Source organism: Pseudomonas sp. SWRI50 (genome assembly GCF_014269095.1).
Taxonomy (GTDB): Bacteria; Pseudomonadota; Gammaproteobacteria; order Pseudomonadales; family Pseudomonadaceae; genus Aquipseudomonas; species Aquipseudomonas kermanshahensis.
The window spans coordinates 202,897-218,734 of record NZ_JABWRW010000003.1 but is presented as its reverse complement, the minus strand read 5'-3'; the positions used below and the strand labels follow the sequence as shown (position 1 = coordinate 218,734).

Here is a 15,838-nt window from a genome sequence, read left to right as displayed (position 1 = left end):
AGGGGGCTTGCGGTGAATGCTTATTCGGCGATCAGCCAGTCCATCCGGTAGCTACCCGCTGTCTGCGCCAGCTCTTTGGCGAGCCAGGGCAGCAGTTCCTTCAGCTCTTCCTCCAGCCCCCACGGCGGGTTGGCAATGGCCAGGCCAGAGCCGTTGAGCCCCTGCGGGCTATCCTGGTGGTGCACATACAACTCCACGCGCAGCAACTTGGGCGCGCCAGTGCTGGTGAGGTCCTGATAGAAGCGGGTCAGCGAGCGCTGGTCCTTGATCGGGTACCAGATGGCCGCGACGGTTTGGCGCATGCGGCCAATCGCCTCTTTCATCGAGGTGGTACAGCGTTTGAGCTCATCAGCCTGCTCAAACGGCGGGTCGATCAGCATGATCGCGCGTTTTTCCTGCACCGGCAGCAAGGCGCGCGGCACATGCCAGCCCTCGCCCAGGTGAACGAAGACGCGTGGGTCTTTCTTCATGTTCTCTTTGAGCAGCGGCCCGTCTTCGGGGTGTTTCTCGTTGAGCAGGGCGCGGTCTTGCTGACGCATCAGGCGGCGGGCCAGCTCTGGCGAACCTGGGTAGTAACGCAACTCGCCATCGGCATTGAGGCGTTTGATGATGCGCAGGTAATCGCCTGCCATGGCCGGCAGGTCGTCGCGGTTCCACAACCGGGCAACGCCTTCGAGGTATTCACCGGTGCGGGTCGCCTGGTCGCCCTGCAAGTCATACAGGCCAAGGCCTGCGTGGGTATCGATATAGGCGAACGGCTGCTCCTTGCGCGACATCAGGGCGATGAGGCGGGTCAGCACGATGTGCTTGAGGACGTCGGCGTGGTTGCCGGCGTGGAAGGCGTGACGATAGTTCATGGCAACTCCTGCGGGGGTGGCAAGTTTACCTTGCCTTGCAGGCGGAGTCAGGCCTGGCTGTCGATCGGCGGCGCCTGCTTCGCGGGCGCCGCCTGTTCAACGGGTATTACTTGTCAGCGTGATACGCGGCATCAGCCGTTTCGAAGCGTTGAACCATCGCCGTCGACGGGCTACCCAGCTTGCTCACCACGACGATGGCGATGCTGGCGAAGAGGAAGCCTGGGATGATTTCGTACAGCCCAAGGGTGTCGAACTGCTTCCACAGGATCACAGTCAACGCACCCACCACGATACCGGCAAGGGCGCCGTTACGGGTCATGCCTTTCCACAGTACCGAGATCAGCACCACCGGACCAAAGGCCGCACCGAAGCCCGCCCAGGCGTAGGCCACCAGGCCCAGCACGCGGTTTTCCGGGTTGGCTGCCATGGCGATGGCAATCAGGGCAACCGCCAACACCATCAGGCGGCCGACCCACACCAGTTCACGCTGCGAAGCACCCTTGCGCAGGAAGGCTTTGTAGAAGTCTTCGGTCAGGGCACTGGAGCACACCAGCAGCTGGCAGCTCAGGGTGCTCATCACCGCCGCCAGGATGGCTGACAGCAACACGCCCGCAATCCATGGGTTGAACAGGATCTTCGCCAGCTCGATGAACACACGCTCGTGGTTCTCGGTAACCGGGCCCGCAAGATCAGGGTTGGCCGAGAAGTAGGCGATGCCGAAGAAGCCCACGGCACAGGTACCGGCCAGGCACAGGATCATCCACGTCATGGAAATGCGACGGGCCTTGGCGATCGACTTGACCGAGTCAGCGGCCATGAAGCGCGCCAGGATGTGCGGCTGGCCGAAGTAGCCCAGGCCCCAACCCATCAGCGAGATGATGCCGATGAAAGTTGCACCCTTGAACATGTCGAAGTTGGCCGGGTTCTGCGCTTCGATGGCCAGGAAGGTGGTGTCGAAGCCACCGGTCGAGATCAGCACGATCACCGGGGTGAGGATTAGCGCGAAAATCATCAGCGAAGCCTGCACGGTGTCGGTCCAACTCACCGCCAGGAAGCCACCGACGAAGGTGTAGGCGATGGTGGCGGCAGCGCCAGCCCACAGCGCCGTCTCGTACGGCATGCCGAAGGTGCTTTCGAACAGACGCGCACCGGCGACGATGCCAGACGCGCAATAGATAGTGAAGAACACCAGGATGACGATGGCCGAGATGATCCGCAGCAGGCCGCTCTGGTCTTCGAAGCGGCTGGAGAAGTAGTCCGGCAGCGTCAAGGCATCGCCGTTGTGCTCGGTCTGCACCCGCAGGCGACCCGCAACGAACAGCCAGTTCAGGTAGGCGCCGACGGTCAGGCCGATGGCGATCCAGGCTTCGGAAAGGCCGGAGAAGTAGATGGCGCCCGGCAGGCCCATCAGCAGCCAGCCGCTCATGTCGGAAGCACCGGCAGAGAGCGCAGTGACCACGCTGCCCAGGCTTCGACCGCCCAGGATGTAGTCGGAAAGGTTATTGGTGGCGCGATACGCGGCGAAGCCGATCAGTACCATTGCCGCGATATAGACCACAAAGGTGATCGTTAGTGGATTGCCCATGCGTGTGCCCTGGCGTTTGTTGTTATTTCATGCACAACCACAACGTGGCGGTTGCACCCAGGTGGCGAATGCTATGCAACATCGCAAACAGGGTGCAACCCTTTTTCCGTTTCAAGTTGCACCTACTCATGCATTTTCAGTTAAAGCCTCGTTCTTGCTCCTTTTTGGAGCAAAAACGGGATTTTTCAGACTAAATTGCCCCAGAAACAACCTTTAATTAAGTGTAGGAATGTTCGCCGGACGAGTTGCACCTTTTCCGTTAAAAAATCGGGTTGCACCTGGTTGCACCTGAATTGCCCTACAGCTACTCTTGGCGTCAGCTTAGGCCACAACCGTGGCAATAATGAGGATAAGAAATGGCGACGACCACCCTTGGGGTCAAACTCGATGACCCTACCCGTGAGCGACTCAAAGCAGCTGCGCAGTCCATCGACCGCACGCCGCATTGGTTGATCAAGCAAGCGATCTTCAATTACCTGGAGAAGCTCGAGGGTGGTGCCACCCTGACCGAACTCAACGGTCATGCCAGCAACCTGGTCGACGATGCTGGCGAAGTTCAGCCGGACCATGCTCACCAATGCTTCCTCGAATTCGCCGAGAGCATCCTGCCGCAGTCGGTACTGCGCTCGGCCATCACCGCCGCTTACCGCCGCCCCGAGCAGGAAGTCATTCCGATGCTGCTGGAGCAAGCTCGCCTGAGCGCACCACTGGCAGAGGCCACCAACAAACTGGCGGCCGGCATCGCCGAAAAACTGCGCAACCAGAAGAGCGCTGGCGGCCGCGCAGGCATCGTCCAGGGCCTGCTGCAAGAGTTCTCGCTGTCGTCCCAGGAAGGCGTGGCGCTGATGTGCCTGGCAGAAGCCTTGCTGCGCATCCCAGACAAGGGCACCCGCGATGCGCTGATCCGCGACAAGATCAGCACCGGCAACTGGCAGCCGCACCTGGGCAACAGCCCATCGCTGTTCGTCAACGCCGCCACCTGGGGCCTGCTGCTGACCGGCAAGCTGGTGTCCACCCATAACGAATCCGGCCTCACCTCGTCGCTCACCCGTATCATCGGCAAAAGCGGCGAGCCGATGATCCGCAAGGGCGTCGACATGGCCATGCGCCTGATGGGCGAGCAGTTCGTTACCGGTGAAACCATCGCCGAAGCCCTGGCCAACGCCAGCCGTTTCGAGGCCAAGGGCTTCCGTTATTCCTACGACATGCTCGGTGAAGCCGCCCTGACCGAGCACGACGCGCAGAAGTACCTGGCGTCCTACGAGCAAGCGATCCACTCGATCGGCAAAGCCTCGCATGGCCGCGGCATCTATGAAGGCCCGGGCATCTCGATCAAGCTGTCGGCCCTGCACCCGCGCTACAGCCGCGCCCAGTATGAGCGCGTGATGGAAGAGCTGTACCCGCGCCTGCTGTCGCTGACCCTGCTGGCCAAGCAATACGATATCGGCCTGAACATCGACGCCGAAGAAGCCGACCGCCTGGAGCTGTCGCTCGACCTGCTCGAGCGCTTGTGCTTCGAACCCTCGCTGGCAGGCTGGAACGGTATTGGCTTCGTCATCCAGGCCTACCAGAAGCGCTGCCCGTATGTGATCGACTATGTCATCGACCTGGCCAAGCGCAGCCGCCACCGCCTGATGATCCGCCTGGTGAAAGGCGCCTACTGGGACAGCGAAATCAAGCGCGCCCAGGTCGAAGGCCTGGAAGGCTACCCGGTCTACACCCGCAAGGTGTACACCGATGTGTCCTACGTCGCCTGCGCACGCAAACTGCTGGCCGTGCCCGAAGCCATCTACCCGCAGTTCGCCACCCACAACGCCCACACCCTGTCGGCCATCTACCACATCGCCGGCCAGAACTACTACCCCGGCCAGTACGAGTTCCAGTGCCTGCACGGCATGGGTGAGCCGCTGTACGAGCAAGTGGTCGGCAAGATTTCCGACGGCAAGCTGAACCGTCCGTGCCGCGTCTATGCCCCGGTCGGCACCCACGAAACCCTGCTTGCGTACCTGGTTCGTCGCCTGTTGGAAAACGGCGCCAACACCTCGTTCGTCAACCGCATCGCCGATCACTCGATCTCCATCCAGGAACTGGTTGCCGACCCGGTCGCCAGCATCGAGCGCATGGCCACCCAGGAAGGCGGCATCGGCCTGCCACACCCGCGCATCCCGTTGCCGCGTGACCTGTACGGCACTGAGCGGGCCAACTCGGCCGGTATCGACATGGCCAACGAACACCGCTTGGCGTCGCTGTCCTGCGCCATGCTGGCCACTGCCCACAACGACTGGAAAGCCACCCCGCTGCTGGCCTGCGCCGCCAGCGAATCGGCTGCTGTGCCGGTGCTGAACCCAGCGGACCACCGCGATGTAGTCGGCCACGTCCAGGAAGCCACGGTTGCCGACGTCGACAACGCCATCCAGTGCGCCCTCAACGCCGCACCGATCTGGCAGGCCACCCCACCCGCCGAGCGCGCTGCGATCCTTGAGCGCACCGCCGACCTGATGGAAGCCGAGATCCAGCCGCTGATGGGCCTGCTCATCCGCGAGGCCGGTAAAACCTTCGCCAACGCCATCGCCGAGGTGCGCGAGGCCGTGGACTTCCTGCGCTACTACGCGGTGCAGGCTCGCAACGACTTCAGCAACGACGCCCACCGCCCATTGGGCCCAGTGGTGTGCATCAGCCCGTGGAACTTCCCGCTGGCAATCTTCAGCGGCCAGGTCGCCGCTGCACTCGCCGCGGGCAACCCGGTACTGGCCAAGCCCGCCGAGCAAACCCCGCTGATTGCCGCCCAGGCCGTGCGCCTGCTGCTGGAAGCCGGCATTCCGGAAGGCGTCCTGCAACTGCTGCCAGGCCGCGGCGAGACTGTCGGTGCCGGCCTGGTCGGTGACGAGCGCGTCAAAGGCGTGATGTTCACCGGTTCCACCGAAGTGGCCCGCCTGCTGCAACGTAACGTCGCCGGCCGCCTGGACAACCAGGGCCGCCCGATCCCGCTGATCGCCGAAACCGGCGGCCAGAACGCGATGATCGTCGACTCCTCGGCCCTGACCGAGCAGGTGGTGATCGACGTGGTGTCCTCGGCCTTCGACAGCGCCGGCCAGCGCTGCTCGGCACTGCGCGTGCTGTGCCTGCAGGAAGACTCCGCCGACCGTGTGATCGAGATGCTCAAGGGTGCCATGGCCGAAAGCCGCCTGGGCAACCCGGACCGCCTGGCCGTGGACATCGGCCCGGTGATCGACGCCGAAGCCAAGGCCGGCATCGAGAAGCACATCCAGGGCATGCGTGAAAAAGGCCGTTCGGTCTACCAGGTTGCCATCGCCGATGCGGCCGAGGTCAAACGCGGCACCTTCGTCATGCCAACCCTGATCGAGCTGGACAGCTTCGACGAACTCAAGCGCGAGATCTTCGGCCCAGTGCTGCACGTGGTGCGCTACAACCGCCGCAACCTCGACCAACTGATCGAGCAGATCAACAACTCCGGTTACGGCCTGACCCTCGGCGTGCACACCCGCATCGACGAGACCATCGCCAAAGTCGTGGAAACCGCCAACGCTGGTAACATGTACGTCAACCGCAACATCGTTGGCGCGGTGGTCGGCGTGCAGCCGTTCGGTGGTGAAGGCCTGTCCGGTACTGGCCCGAAAGCCGGCGGCCCGCTGTACCTGTACCGCCTGCTGTCGACCCGCCCGGCCGACGCCATTGGCCGTCACTTCCAGCAGCAGGATGGCGAAGGCAAGCCTGACCGCACCCTGCACGAGCAGCTGATCAAGCCGCTGCACAGCCTCAAGGCCTGGGCCGAGAGCAACCAGCAGGCCGACCTGGCTGCGCTGTGCACCCAGTTTGCCGGCCAGTCGCAGAGCGGCATCGCCCGCCTGCTGCCAGGCCCGACCGGCGAGCGCAACAGCTACACCATCCTGCCGCGCGAGCACGTGCTGTGCCTGGCGGACAACGAAGCCGACCTGCTGGCGCAGTTTGCTGCCGTCCTGGCGGTTGGCAGCTCGGCGGTATGGGCTGACAGCGAACCGGGCAAAGCCCTGCGCGCCCGCCTGCCGAAAGAGCTGCAGGCCAAGGTCAAGCTGGTAGCGGATTGGAACAAGGATGAAGTGGCGTTCGACGCCGTGATCCACCATGGCGATTCGGACCAGCTGCGTAGCGTGTGCCAGCAAGTGGCCAAGCGTGCCGGGGCGATCGTCGGTGTGCACGGGCTGTCCAGCGGCGACCACCAGATTGCGCTGGAGCGGCTGGTGATCGAGCGGGCGGTGAGTGTGAATACTGCTGCTGCGGGGGGTAATGCGAGCCTGATGACCATTGGTTGATGGCTTTTGATAAAAAAGGAGAGCTTCGGCTCTCCTTTTTTATGGGCGCATGTCTTGAGATGTTTGGCGCCTATGAGATCGAGCGCCGCGCGGGCGGCGCTCGATTTCATAGGCGCTGTAAGCATCAAGGCAAGCACCTTTATGCCCTAAGTCCTTCACGTGCGCCTTAGCCAGAGCCACCAAAGACTCCAGACTTTAGCCCCTTCAGATGCAACGACAAGGGTCAACCAAACCCACGTGCTGGTATGGATTTCCCTGTTTTGCATGGGAAATAAGATCTCAACGGATGCCAGACCGCTAGGTCTCATTGCACTTTCTAAACCCATATCACCCAAACCTATTAACCTCCCCCCACCCCACCCGATTCCCTACACTCGCAGCATCCCGCTCAAGGACCGCCCCCATGCCCGAGACCCTGCTCAGCCCTCGCAACCTCGCCTTCGAGCTCTACGAAGTCCTCGACGCCGAAGCCCTCACCCAGCGCCCGCGCTTCGCCGAGCACAGCCGCGAAACCTTCGACGCGGCGCTGACCACCGCCCGTACCATTGCCGAGAAGTACTTTGCGCCGCACAACCGCAAGGCCGATGAAAACGAGCCGCGCTACGTGGACGGCCGGGCCGAGCTGATCCCCGAGGTGAAACCAGCCGTGGATGCCTTCCTTGAGGCGGGCTTCCTCAACGCCAACCGCGACTTCGAGGTCGGCGGCATGCAGTTGCCCAGCCTGGTCTCGCAGGCCTGCTTTGCGCACTTCCAGGCCGCCAACGCTGGCACCACGGCCTACCCGTTCCTGACCATGGGCGCGGCCAACCTGATCGAAAGCTTCGGCACCGACGAACAAAAGCGCCTGTTCCTGCAGCCGATGATCGACGGCCGCTACTTCGGCACCATGGCGTTGACCGAGCCACATGCGGGCTCGTCCCTGGCCGATATCCGCACCCGCGCAGAACCCGCCGGCGATGGCAGCTACCGGCTCAAGGGCAACAAGATCTTCATCTCTGGCGGCGACCACGAGCTGTCGGAAAACATCGTGCACATGGTGCTGGCCAAGCTGCCGGATGCGCCTCCCGGGGTGAAGGGCATCTCGCTGTTCATCGTGCCCAAGTACCGGGTGAACCCGGATGGCAGCCGTGGCGAGCGTAACGATGTGCTGCTGGCTGGCCTGTTCCACAAGATGGGTTGGCGCGGCACCACCTCGACGGCGTTGAACTTCGGCGACAACGGCCAGTGCATCGGCTACCTGGTAGGCCAGCCGCACCAGGGCCTGGCCTGCATGTTCCAGATGATGAACGAGGCGCGCATCGGCGTTGGCATGGGCGCGGTGATGCTCGGTTATGCCGGCTACCTGTACTCGCTGGACTACGCGCGCCAGCGGCCACAAGGGCGGTTGCCGGACAACAAGGACCCGCACAGCCCTGCCGTGCCAATCATCGGGCATACCGACGTCAAGCGCATGCTGCTGACGCAGAAGGCTTACGTTGAAGGCGCCTTCGACCTTGGCCTGTACGCCGCACGCCTGTTCGACGACACCCAGACAGCCGACGACGAGAGCGCCCGGCAACACGCCCAGGCACTGCTCGACCTGTTGACCCCGATCGTCAAATCCTGGCCATCGGCCTTCTGCCTCAAAGCCAACGAGTTAGCGATCCAAGTCCTCGGCGGCCATGGCTACACCCGCGAATACCCCGTTGAGCAGTATTACCGCGACAACCGCCTGAACCCGATTCACGAGGGTACTGAAGGCATCCAGTCGCTCGACCTGCTCGGCCGCAAGCTTGCGCAAAACGGCGGCGCCGGGCTCAAGCAACTGATCCGCCTGATCGCCAGCACAGCCGAGCGCGCCAGCCACCACCCTGGCCTCGACACCCTGCGCCAGCCGCTGGAGCAGTTGGTCAATCGCCTGCAAGCCGTCACCCTTGCCCTGCTGGGTGACATGGCCCAGGGCAACGTCAGCACCGCCCTGGCCAACTCGGCCCTGTACCTCAAGGCCTTCGGCCACTGCGTGGTCGGCTGGCGCTGGCTGGAACAGGCGATCCACGCCGAACTCGGCCTGCTCAAAGGCAACGCCGACGACCGTGACTTCTACCTCGGCAAGCTCCAGGCCGCGCGCTACTTCCTGACCTGGGAAGTGCCGGGCTGCCACAATGAGCTGGCATTGCTCGAGGTACGCGACGACACCTGTATCACCATGCAAGACGGGTGGTTCTAGCGACCAGCGCAGTGCCGCGCTCACGCGCCTCTATCTGTCACCCGTGTCGCTCAGCGCATTGGCAGGCGTGGCCGACCTGCGCGGCTGGCGGGTGATGGCGATACCTGCCGCGACCACCGCAATGCCCACGTAGGTTGTCCAATGGATCACGTCCCCGAACATCATCGCCGCCCATAACAACGTCACCGGAGGCTCGAGGTAGACCAGTGCCGAGACGCGGGTCGCCGAGAGCTTTGTCAGCAATATCCACAGGCTCAGGTAGGCAATGAACGTGGAGAACAGGGTCAGCCATGCGACCGCCGCCCAGACCTGTGTGCTGGCAGGCACGTCGATCAACCCCAGCGGCAAGCCTGCAGCCGTGAGCAGCAGCAGTGTCGCAGTCGATTGCAGAAACAACGGCATCAGCAGACCGTCCTTGCTGTGGTCCGTCGCCATGATCGATTGCCGACGCTGATACAGCGTGGCAATGGACAATGTGATGGCGGCGATCAGCGGCAGGGCGTAAAGCCAGAGGCTAAGCTGGTTCGCAGACAGGCTGTACTCTGCAAAAATGATCATGCTGACGCCGGCGAACCCCACCCCAAGCCCGAGCCATTCCTGCCGTCCACTGCGCTCATGCTGGTTGTTGTTGCTCATCGATGCCGTGATCAATGGCTGCAGCGCACAAATGATGGCGGCAATCCCCGCCGGTAGCCCGCCCCGGATGGCGATGTAGACACTGACCAGATAGGCAAACTGCGCCAGGAAACCAATGACGGCGTTGTAGCGTATCTGCGCCCACGTAAGCGTACGCAGCCGATGCACGACAAAAGGCAGCAGGCAGATGCTGACCAGCAGAAACCGCCAAAACAGCAGGTTGATGGCACCCGCGTCTTCCGTGCCCAGCCGGGCACCAATAAAGCCCGAACTCCAGGAAAGGACAAAGATGACTTGCAGCAGGATCAGGTACGGCGCACTGCTTGGCATGTTCACGCCCCTGTGTGATGCAATTGCGCGAACGTAATCGGCTCGATGCCTATCCTTGAAAACTGGCGGGCTGCTGATCGCTGCAAGGCCCAGCGTAACCCCAACCATTTAGGGATCGTCGCAGGGATGCCATCGTCGGAGGCCAAGTGCCAAAACCGGTTGGAGTCGTCACCAAAGTAGGGACAATGAAAGGACAGCACCAACGACATGCGTCGCCCGCTGACCACCGGGCGCACACCGTGGAACAATCGGCTGCCATAGATGAACAAGGCATCGCCAGGTGCGTCCAGGCGCGCATTTTCGAAGGTACGGTGGTCCAACGCATCAAAGCTGTCGACAGTGCCGTTATGGAACAGGAATTCGCCGCCGCTGTATTCGCAGGCCCCCGACAGCACGATGTTCAGCACGTAATTGGTGCCGTCTGTGTGCCACATGCCGAGTTGCTGCTGTTGCTCGACAGGCTTGGGGTAGAAATAGTTGACCTGCGAGCGCGCATTGACCATGGGGTAAGGCACCAGCGGCACGCCTGCAATGCGCGAGACAGCTAACAGGAATGAGCGGCTGCACATCATGTCGTTGATGAACGATGATAAAGCCGTCACCCCTCGCGTACGCCGCGAAATGATCCAGTCGCTGTCACCCGCCCCCTCCTCCAGACGGCTGCAGATGCCTTGCAAGGCCGCAACGCCCTCGGGCGTGAACAGCCGATGCACAACCGCCACCCCGGTGATGCTGTCCGCTGCGATTTTGGCGTGCGGGCTGTCGGCATACCCAAGCTGCCCAAGTGTTCGGGTGTCGCTGAGGACGGGCCCGTGCTGGCAAAGCAAATCGTCCGACCAGGGCAACTGCTCACTGAGGCAGATAGGCGATGGCCGCGGCGTGCGCTTCAATGTCGACTTGAGCGCCAGCTTCACGCGCCCTACGCCGCGTTCGAACAGGGGTAAGGTGTCTGAAGGATTCATGATGTGTCTGTCCCCGTAGAGTCACTACTGAAGGTACTTCGCGATCTGATAGCGCACCGAGCCATCACCGCTGGCGAACTCGTCCACCACACTGCAGTTGCAATGCCGGGCCCTGATGCGACGGAACTGTTCGGGCGTGTACTTGAGGCAGATGTTGGTCAGCAGGTACCCACGTTGCTGCAGACGCTGCACAGGTTGCAGGGTTACCGCGACATGGATGGGTTCATCCTGAATGCGTAGCGGTACGAGCATGGCTTCATGCTCGCCCGAGGGGATGAAGCCTTGTTGAAGCGCGACCATTTGGGAGAACTGGAGCATGCAGGGGTTGGCGTAGAACTTGAGGATGGTACTTTCCAGGCCTTCGTCGTAGACCTGCATTTCCGAAAGGATGTAGGTGGTGTTACCTGCAAGGCTACGAATCAGCCGCCCAGTGCTCACTGGCAGCTCGTTACCCTCCTGAAACCCAAGCAGGGTGATGAGAGTGAGCTCCTGATCGTGACGCAAATCCTCATGGGTTACGGTGCGGTAATCAGCGGCGATGTAATTGAAACTGCCATCCTCGCGCACGATGGGCCCCACGGCATCGCTCATCGCGGCTTCTGAAGTCTGGTTGATATCGATGGCGGTGTAGCGGATGGAGCTGGACGTCTCGACCATTCGCTTCAGCAAGCAGGCGCTCTTGATCGGCTCCGGGCCCAACTCCACATAGTGCACACGGCGCCCACTGCTCAGCGCTGCCAACCGCTCGGCAACGTCCCCGATGACGGCCTTGAGCGCCCCCTGCCCCTCTGCATCAGCACAGAGCCCGCTCTGACCCACACCTTGCTCATTCAAGGCGCGCATAAGCAGAAATATCTCGTGGTTGAAACGGTGGTCGCTTTCAGGTCCCGGCTCAGGCTGGGCCAAGGTCGAGTACTTCTCGTGGTTCTCGACAGTCCATAGTCGTGCGTGCTGGTAAGCCGGGTTGCGCACGAGTGCATCTACCACGAAGTCATTCAGGCTCATCCGTATCATTCCATTGCAATTCAGGGGGCATGCGGGCTTCGACCCCACAGTAAGAGTGGGTATAAAGGCTGTACAGTTGATTAAATCGAAGCGCTGGTTCGATCCGACCAAATCAGGTGGCTCCATGGGCAAAGGCCTCGACATCGATGTACTGAGAACCTTCCAGGCAGTGGCCCGGCTAGGCCGCTTCAAGGCGGCGGCCGACTACGTCCACCGCAGCCCATCGGCGGTGACGACGCAGATCCAGAAGCTGGAGGGAAAGATCGGGCAACAATTGTTCACACGCAGTAACCAGTCGGTGGAGCTAACCCCTGCGGGCCGTCAGCTGATGGGCGAAGCGACACGTTTCTTGATGGCTCACGACAGGCTACTGGCCACGCTGTCGCCACAGCAGATGACCGGCAAGGTGCGCATAGGCGTACCCGACGGTTATGCCGCCAACCTCATGAGCGACTTTCTGCCGGTGTTCGTCGCCAATAACCCGAAGCTGGAGTTGGGGGCTGTAGCGCGATCCAGCGCAGAGCTCATCGACCTGTTTGCGCGACAGCGGCTGGACCTGGCAGTGGCGGTCAGCAGTGACGGCTGGCAGCAAGGCGAGTGGCTTCGCTCGACGCAGCCGCGCTGGGCCGCAGCGCCTGGATTCAGCCATGACCCCAGTCGCCCCTTGCCGCTGGCACTGCAGTTGAAGGGTTGCCCGTACCGGGAGGCGGCGTTGCAGGCTCTGAAAGCCCACGGCATTGCGTACCGTGTGCTGTTGGAAAGCGCCAACTGGCACGCGGTACTGGCCTGCATGAGAAGTGGCCTGGCCGTGGGCATTGTCGAAGGGCTGGATAGCACGGATACCTCACTCGCGTACGTGGAAGGGCTGGGCTTGCCCGACCTCGAAAAGCACCACGTCTACTTGCTAACGGACACCTCGCACCATGTCGCAGCGCATCTGAATGCTATGTTGAAGGCCGCCATCCAGAAAGTGGGCGTAACAACACCGCCCCATTGCTGGGAGGGCGGTGGTTGAACCGCCCGCGTTATTTCCTGACCAGGGAAGTACCTGGCTGCCATAATGAGCTGGCATTGCTCGTGGCCCGTGACGATACAGGCCTAGGCATGCGAGTGGCGTGGTTCTAGGGGGAGCCACCACTGACTCGGAGGTTCCCGCATGTTTGATTCCAGCGCCCTGTTGCGCCAGCGCTTTGCTGGGCTGCGCAGCACGGCCGAGTTGTTTTCCCTGCGTCATGTGAAGCAGTCGTACCAGGCATTGTCTGTGCGTCGCAATGTGGCCGAGCCGCCGTTCTTCAGCCAGGACGAGGGCGCCATGCTCACCGTGCGGGTCAGCGGCGTTGAGGCCTATGCCGCCACCGCCGACCTGTCCCAACAAGGCTTGCAGCAGGCGCTCGAACGCGCCGAAGCGCTGGCCCGGCAGATCGCCAGGCATAGCCTGCTGGACCTGCGCGACCAACCGGTGACCAGCGCACGCCACGACCATGTCTCGCCCAACTTCGACCAGCCACTGCCCAACCTCGCCGATTGCCTGGGCCTGCTCGCCGCCGAGTCGGCCAGCGTGCCCCAGGACAGCCGCCTGGTGGATTGGCAGGCCGGCCTGGACATCACCCTGGTTGAACAAACCTACCTCAACTCCGCCGGCGCCGAACTGCGCCACGCCCAGCGCTTCCTGTTCCCAGGCCTGAGCGTGACGGCCAGCGACGGCCAAGACAGCCAGAGCCGCAGCCTGGGCCGGGACAACTTTGGCCAGCAGGGGGGCTTCGAGGTCATCGAGCGCTGTGGCCTGGTCGGCGCCGCCCGCCGGGTCGCCGACGAGGCGCTGCAACTGCTGCTGGCACCCAATACGCCCAGCGGCCCGCGTGACCTGCTGCTGATGCCCGACCAGATGATGCTGCAGATTCACGAGTCCATCGGCCACCCGCTGGAGATGGACCGCATTCTCGGCGACGAGCGCAACTACGCCGGCACCAGTTTCGTCAACGCCAGTGACTTCGGCCACCTGCAATACGGCTCGAAGCTGCTCAACGTGACCTTCGACCCGACCATCGGCGAAGAACTCGCCAGCTACAGCTACGACGATGACGGCACCCAGGCCAGCAAGCAGTTCCTGATCCGCGATGGCGTGCTACTGCGCCCGTTGGGCGGCGCCCTGTCGCAGTTCCGCTCCGGCCTGGACGGCGTGGCCAACAGCCGTGCCTGTGGCTGGAACCGCGCACCGATCGACCGCATGGCCAACCTCAACATCGAGCCGGGCGACCGCTCGCTGGCGCAGCTGGTCAAGGGTATCGAGCACGGCATCCTGATGCGCACCAACCGCTCCTGGTCCATCGACGATGCCCGCAACAAGTTCCAGTTCGGCTGCGAGTGGGGCCAACTGATCGAAAACGGCGAGCTCAAGGGCATCGTCAAGAACCCCAACTACCGCGGCATCTCGGCGCAGTTCTGGCGCAACTTGTCCGCCGTCGGCGACGCCAGCACCTTCCAGGTGCTCGGTACGCCCAATTGCGGCAAAGGCGAGCCCAACCAGGTGGTGCGGGTCGGCCATGCTTCGCCGGCCTGCGTGTTCAGCCAGATCGATGTCTTCGGAGGCGACGCCTGATGAGCGCCACACCCCAACACCGTTTCGAAAGCCTGCTTGGCGCCCTGCGCGATGCCCTGCAGCCGGGCGAACAGTTCACCTTTGGCTACAGCGCCGAGCAGTCACAGTTCGTGCGCTTCAACCATGCCAAGGTGCGCCAGGCCGGCGAGGTGAGCCAGGCCAGTGTGCAACTGCGCCTGATCTGTGATGGCCGCCAGGCCGAGCAGTTGATCACCCTGGGCGATGATGCCGTGCAGGACCGCGCGCGCCTGGCCGATGCCCTGGGCCAACTGCGACAGACCCTGCCCCTGCTGGCCGTCGACCCCTACCTGCGCCTGGACGAAACCCCGTGGAACAGCCACAGCCAGCAAGACCACACGCTGCCGGAACTGGATGAAGTGCTGGCCTTGATCGAACGGGAAGCCGGCGACCAGGACCTGGTCGGCATCTACGCCGCCGGGCCGATTTGTCGCGGCTTCGCCAGCTCGTTCGGGGCCTTTGGCTGGCACCAGGCCAACAGTTTCAACATGGACTGGAGCCTGTTCCACAGCAACGGCCAGGCCGTGAAAGCCAACTATGCCGGGCAGGCCTGGAGCGCTGACGAGTTCGTCGCGCGCCTGCGCCTGGCCCGCGAGCAACTGGCGTTCCTGGGCCGCCCTGCCATCACCTTGAAACCAGGCAGTTACCGCGCCTACCTGGCGCCAGCGGCCATGGACGAGATCGCCGGCATGCTGTGCTGGGGCGGGTTTTCTGCGCAGGCCCTGGCCACTGGCAACAGCGCCCTGCAGCGCCTGTATAACGGCGATGCGCAGCTGAGCCCGCTGGTCAGCTTCGACGAGCAAGTCAGCGGTTCGCTGAGCCCGGCGTTTTCGGATGAGGGGTCACCCCGCCTCGATGTGCCGCTGATCCAGCAAGGCCAAGCCGTGCAGCGCTTGATCAGCGCACGCAGTGCGGCCGAGTTCGCGCTGGTGGCGAATGGTGCCGACAGCTACGAGTCGCCCTGCGCCTTGAGCCTCGCGGCGGGCAACCTGGCCAGTGAAACAATCCTCGAACGGCTGGGCACCGGGCTGTATATCAGCAACTTGTGGTACCTGAACTACTCGGACCTGCCAGCAGCACGCATGACCGGCCTGACCCGTTTTGCCACCTTCTGGGTGGAGAATGGCCAGATTCAGGGGCCGGTAAGCACCATGCGCTTCGATGACAGCCTGTACAGTTTGCTGGGCAGCCAGCTGGAGGACCTGACGCGCGAGCGCGAGATGATCTTGTCTACCAGTACCTATGGACAGCGCAGTACTGGGTCGAGTCATTTGCCAGGGGCGCTGGTCAAAGGCCTGACCCTGACATTGTGATAGGCATTACCGGCCCT

10 protein-coding genes and 1 pseudogene are annotated in these 15,838 nt (G+C 62.9%); 6 read left to right on the top strand and 5 right to left on the bottom strand.

Going from position 1 to position 15,838, the window contains the following annotated elements:
• Positions 1-20 precede the first annotated feature (20 nt).
• Together HU750_RS04785 and putP are read right to left on the bottom strand one after the other, a co-directional pair.
• Complete coding sequence (locus tag HU750_RS04785; protein ID WP_027592484.1) at positions 21-857, bottom strand: 23S rRNA (adenine(2030)-N(6))-methyltransferase RlmJ; 837 nt, start codon at positions 855-857, stop codon at positions 21-23.
• 106 nt (positions 858-963) lie between these two features.
• Positions 964-2,442, bottom strand: a complete 1,479-nt coding sequence (gene putP / locus HU750_RS04780) for a sodium/proline symporter PutP (RefSeq protein WP_027592483.1) — start codon at positions 2,440-2,442, stop codon at positions 964-966.
• A 356-nt stretch (positions 2,443-2,798) separates the two neighbouring features.
• On the opposite strand from putP, the gene putA reads away from it, so the two are divergent.
• Both putA and HU750_RS04770 read left to right on the top strand, forming a co-directional pair.
• Entirely contained in the window at positions 2,799-6,752 is a 3,954-nt protein-coding gene (gene putA / locus HU750_RS04775) for a trifunctional transcriptional regulator/proline dehydrogenase/L-glutamate gamma-semialdehyde dehydrogenase (protein ID WP_027592482.1), read from the top strand.
• Between the two features lie 403 nt (positions 6,753-7,155).
• Positions 7,156-8,958 (top strand): acyl-CoA dehydrogenase, encoded by a 1,803-nt coding sequence (locus tag HU750_RS04770; protein ID WP_186677313.1) that lies wholly within the window; start codon positions 7,156-7,158, stop codon positions 8,956-8,958.
• Between the two features lie 30 nt (positions 8,959-8,988).
• Here HU750_RS04770 and HU750_RS04765 read toward each other — a convergent pair whose 3' ends face one another.
• From HU750_RS04765 to HU750_RS04755, 3 genes are read right to left on the bottom strand one after another with little or no spacing between them, the layout of a single operon-like run.
• Positions 8,989-9,924 carry a DMT family transporter gene (locus tag HU750_RS04765; RefSeq protein ID WP_186677311.1) on the bottom strand — a complete coding sequence of 312 codons (936 nt, stop codon included), beginning with the start codon at positions 9,922-9,924 and terminating at the stop codon, positions 8,989-8,991.
• A 2-nt stretch (positions 9,925-9,926) separates the two neighbouring features.
• Positions 9,927-10,886 carry a 2OG-Fe(II) oxygenase gene (locus HU750_RS04760; protein WP_186677308.1) on the bottom strand — a complete coding sequence of 320 codons (960 nt, stop codon included), beginning with the start codon at positions 10,884-10,886 and terminating at the stop codon, positions 9,927-9,929.
• 24 nt (positions 10,887-10,910) lie between these two features.
• Positions 10,911-11,891 carry a hypothetical protein gene (locus HU750_RS04755; RefSeq protein WP_186677305.1) on the bottom strand — a complete coding sequence of 327 codons (981 nt, stop codon included), beginning with the start codon at positions 11,889-11,891 and terminating at the stop codon, positions 10,911-10,913.
• A gap of 124 nt (positions 11,892-12,015) precedes the next feature.
• Between HU750_RS04755 and HU750_RS04750 the strand changes: the two genes are divergently transcribed.
• The 4 genes and pseudogenes from HU750_RS04750 (at position 12,016) to HU750_RS04740 (ending at position 15,821) form a co-directional block, all read left to right on the top strand.
• A complete protein-coding gene (locus tag HU750_RS04750) occupies positions 12,016-12,906 on the top strand; it encodes a LysR family transcriptional regulator (protein ID WP_186677302.1) in 891 nt (296 codons plus the stop codon).
• Positions 12,903-13,016: pseudogene (locus HU750_RS27485) on the top strand (hypothetical protein); the annotation flags it as partial. The gene HU750_RS04750 and the pseudogene HU750_RS27485, both read left to right, overlap by 4 nt.
• Before the next feature lie 31 nt (positions 13,017-13,047).
• Entirely contained in the window at positions 13,048-14,490 is a 1,443-nt protein-coding gene (locus tag HU750_RS04745) for a TldD/PmbA family protein (RefSeq protein ID WP_186677300.1), read from the top strand.
• Positions 14,490-15,821, top strand: a complete 1,332-nt coding sequence (locus tag HU750_RS04740) for a TldD/PmbA family protein (protein ID WP_186677298.1) — start codon at positions 14,490-14,492, stop codon at positions 15,819-15,821. The genes HU750_RS04745 and HU750_RS04740 overlap by 1 nt, the downstream gene beginning before the upstream one ends.
• Positions 15,822-15,838: the final 17 nt, after the last annotated feature.